At 53.6% G+C, this 2,491-nt stretch carries 1 protein-coding gene and 1 pseudogene; one reads left to right on the plus strand and one right to left on the minus strand.

The window, feature by feature from the left end; translation table 11 throughout:
* Positions 1 to 998 (plus strand): annotated as a pseudogene (locus ACEWL3_RS20555) (IS3 family transposase); the annotation flags it as partial.
* 944 nt (positions 999 to 1,942) lie between these two features.
* Here the strand turns inward: ACEWL3_RS20555 and ACEWL3_RS20560 are convergent.
* Positions 1,943 to 2,407 (minus strand): cupin domain-containing protein, encoded by a 465-nt coding sequence (locus ACEWL3_RS20560; RefSeq protein ID WP_435001624.1) that lies wholly within the window; start codon positions 2,405 to 2,407, stop codon positions 1,943 to 1,945.
* Positions 2,408 to 2,491 lie beyond the last annotated feature (84 nt).

Genomic DNA, 2,491 nt, shown 5'->3' on the forward strand with positions numbered 1-2,491 from the left:
ATGGGAAGAAGAAGTACGGTGGAATGGGCACAGAACAACTCAAAGAACTGAAGCGGCTACAGAAAGAGAACGAGCGCCTGCGTCGCGCGGTGTCTGACCTGACATTGGACAAGCTAATCTTGAAGGAGGCCGCATCGGGAAACTTCTGAGCCCCTCACGTCGGCGGGCCTGCATCGATCATGTGCGTGGTCGGTTCAAGGTTTCTGAACGACGGGTTTATCGCGTTCTGGGCCAGCAGCGATCCACACAACGTCGATTGCCACGTGGGCGTGCTGACGAAGAACGCTTGGTCGAGGACATGATCGAGTTGACGCGCCAGTTTGGTCGATATGGATACCGTCGAGTTGCTGCCCTGTTGAGAGACGCAGGCTGGCAGGTGAACGACAAACGTGTCGAACGGCTTTGGCGACGTGAGGGGCTTAAAGTGCCGATGAAACAACTTAAGAAAGGACGCCTTTGGCTCAACGATGGATCATGTGTCCGGCTGCGTCCGGAGTATCGTAATCACGTTTGGTCGTATGACTTCGTGCACCACAGAACAGACGATGGCAGAGCCTTTAGGACGCTTAACATCTTGGATGAACACAGCCGAGAATGCTTAGCGATCCGGGTGAAACGCAAGCTCAACTCGACCGAGGTAATCGATGCTCTGACGGACCTGTTCATCCTGCGCGGTGTGCCCGCCTATATTCGATCAGACAATGGCCCGGAGTTCATCGCTGAGGCCGTTAGGGACTGGATCAAGGCGGGTCGGCGCAAAGACTGCATACATCGAACCCGGATCACCCTGGGAGAACGGGTATTGCGAGAGTTTTAATGGGCGGATGCGAGACGAATTGCTGAACGGCGAAATCTTTTACTCGCTACGTGAAGCCCAAATCATCATCGAAAGCTGGAGGAGACATTACAACACCAAGCGACCACACAGAGCATTAGGCTATCGCCCACCAGCGCCTGAAGCCATCATCCCGATGGACCAACGGCCAATCATGCACTAACTTTTAACATGGACCACTCAAGTGGGGCTGCTCAGTTCGGTGTGCGACAGGCGAGGTCGTTGCCGGTTACGCTGGTACCAAAAACCGAGCGACCTACACTTGTATCGGCGATAAGGTAAACCTCGCGTCACGTCTTGAGGGACACACAAAAGTGGCGTCCTGCCCGATCCTTATTGACGAAGCAACACGATCAGCCATCGGGATGGGTCAATCCTGCATTCCGATAGGTGACGTCCGGTTTAATGGATTTTCTAGCCCGGTCGCGGTTTTCGCAATGGATATTACTTGAAATGACTCAGCAGTGAGTAACTATCACTGAGGAAACTCATTTTTTCAAAGAACAAATAGCAACTAGAGCATTAAAGTACTTCCAAAATGCGCAGGCCATTGTGACCAGCCGCATCTAAGTGGTCCAGTTTTCGGGCAGCAGATCAATTGTTGGGGCCGAACACCAACTCTGAGCATCGGCTCTTGTTCGTTCCGATCAGCAACACTCCACTTAGATCAAAGGACTTGTTTCATCTCGCGCTACTTTTCAGTGCAAACGCAAAGCGCCATTAATTGCCATTGGGGCAAAAGCAGCCAAATGGTGCTTTGTTCGCTCAGCAGACCTCTGCACACATCGCGGTGAAGGCCTGGAGAGAGCCCAATTCGTGAGTTCGGTTTTCTTGCTGCGTGCGCTCGCGGCGTGGGAATTGCTGCGGTAGCGTAAAGTACGGTGCTTTCGGGCAGCGGGAAACGTGGCCATTCGTGCAGAGTGCAGCAAGGATCAGAGACCGAATTTACGCTCTGCGGACGAAGAGACCCTTGTCAGCCGGGTTTCCAATGTCCGCACTGGCGTTAAACTTCCTGCAGGTCTTTTCCTTTGCCGTCACCCTATTCTTCAGCAGCAGTCTGATTGAACATCGCTCACGGAACCATAGTCTGTGCGGGCACTATTCAGCTCAGGCGACTATCAGCAAAAGACAGCCATATTCGGAGTAAATGTCCGGGTGGTCTGTATTAGCGCCAGCCATCTGGCCATCTCCGGCCCCGAAAACTACGCCGTTCATCTGAAACTCCCCCTCCAGGACGAAGACCTGCTCTACATGTTTGTGATGATGCCCGAGAATGCGCGCGCCTGGCGCGCACCTCAGAAGATACATCTGAACTCCATCGGGACGGGTGGAGATGATTTTCTTCCAGACGCCTTTGGGGCGCGCCTCCCAGGTGCCGTCCTGCGCACGGATTGACGAAACACCGGGTGATGCGTGCTCCGCATCAAGCTGTGCATCAATGCGGCTCCAAAGGTCCGCTGGTGGCGATTCTTCGGTGACTGCCAGCGCCAGCATATGAAGGTCTGCGCCAGTTTGTTCTGTGCCAGTCGTCAGATGAGGGGAAGTGCCCGGTATCATTACGTCGCTCTTCATATAAAAGGTGTCCGTCGTCATATAAATTGGGACATCAGAGCGGCTTGAGCATTGGAGGTTCTGGCTCGTTTGTGTGATTGATTA

This window comes from Sulfitobacter sediminivivens (genome assembly GCF_042611115.2).
GTDB classification, from domain to species: Bacteria; Pseudomonadota; Alphaproteobacteria; order Rhodobacterales; family Rhodobacteraceae; genus Sulfitobacter; species Sulfitobacter sediminivivens.